This window comes from Robertmurraya massiliosenegalensis JC6 (assembly GCF_000311725.1).
In the GTDB taxonomy this organism is placed as follows: domain Bacteria; phylum Bacillota; class Bacilli; order Bacillales; family Cytobacillaceae; genus Robertmurraya; species Robertmurraya massiliosenegalensis.
The window spans coordinates 26,726-28,050 of sequence record NZ_HE978519.1 but is presented as its reverse complement, the minus strand read 5'-3'; the positions used below and the strand labels follow the sequence as shown (position 1 = coordinate 28,050).

The 1,325-nt window shown below is 32.9% G+C and carries 2 protein-coding genes; both read right to left on the bottom strand.

The genetic code is table 11. The features are described 5' to 3' along the window. Positions 1–311: 311 nt before the first annotated feature. Positions 312–650, bottom strand: coding sequence for a hypothetical protein (locus BMSHG_RS23170; RefSeq protein ID WP_019156847.1), 339 nt, complete (start codon positions 648–650; stop codon positions 312–314). A gap of 179 nt (positions 651–829) precedes the next feature. Then, the gene (locus BMSHG_RS23165) at positions 830–1,093 is read right to left on the bottom strand and encodes a hypothetical protein (RefSeq protein ID WP_148347030.1); all 264 of its coding nucleotides are present in this window, start codon (positions 1,091–1,093) and stop codon (positions 830–832) included. Positions 1,094–1,325 lie beyond the last annotated feature (232 nt).

Here is a 1,325-nt window from a genome sequence, read left to right as displayed (position 1 = left end):
ACCTATGTTACCGAAGTCCGTAGTATCGAAAAGTTTGTTGCAAATTTATCCTCTGGTGGAGAGTTGCTTAATCAGCTTGATGAAGTTTTAAAGAATGTATTCATTAACCCAAGTCAAATTTCCTCGATTGAAAGATTGTAAAGAATAACAGAAACAACCAACTCAAAATGGGTTGGTTGTTTAATTTCTATCCTTTTTATACTTCGTAGATGTTAAATATCTGTACTTTTTAAATTATAAACTAACTAAATCAAAAAGAATTGTCTTTTACAGCATTCATTATGACCTCATTTTTTTATCAGTTATAGGGATTAATATGACTCGGTTTCTGGTCTTTGCACCAACGGTTCAAAATCACCAGTATACCAGTATCCATTTACATTCCTTTTTAAATAATAGTATCTTTCTGTAGTTACCCTACGACCTGTTTGCTTTTGAGTATCTCCATCTGCGTATTCGATAAATTTATGCCATATTATTGCGTAGTAATCCCCACTATCATTCAATCTCATTTCTACTGGATTACAACTAGACCATGTATTCTCAGGTGTAAAACCTCTATCTTGTAAAAACGATACTAAATATTCATCTTTCTTCTTAGCACTTTCGATATCTTTAAAGGCATAAGAAAAATACCTACCCTTAAGCATATTCTGACAATGAAGATTAGTAAAATCTGCAATTGATTCATGAGGATTATCTCTTCTTTAAGCTTGCATTTCAGTAATTGAGTCATCAATATCAAACTCAGTTATATAAGCTTCTAGTATAGGGAGTAAAGCATATTCCACATCACCAAATACTCTTAGTTGCTTTACTTCTCTTGGTTCTATTGGAGGACATTTTTTTCGAGTTTTTCAGTGAAAGCGACCGTTAGTTTTCTATCTTCCTCTGCAATTTTTGCTTTTTCTTTCGGGTCAGAGGTTTCATCTATCCGTTTTCTTACTTCTTCTTGTCTTTTTACTTCTTTTTCAAACATATCTTCACAAGGAAGGGGACTGTTGTCTGGCGGGTTCGCTTCGGTATAGATTATTTCATGAACAGCATCTACCTGAAATACATTAACTTCTTCGGTATTATCTTTGGTATTCACTTCTTTGATTTCCTCGGAATTGACTTGTATAATCTGTTTTACATCTTTTAAATCGCCTTCAGCTTCACTTTTCTCTTGTGAACATCCCACTAGAAGTAGCACTAAAATTATGCTTTCAATTGGATATTTTAAAAATCTTCAATAAAGAGATTGCCTATTCCTTTATTCCAGAAAAGTGCACTTTTCTGTGCGTATCGACAAAAATCAAATCAAAAAGCCAATCAAGATTAAA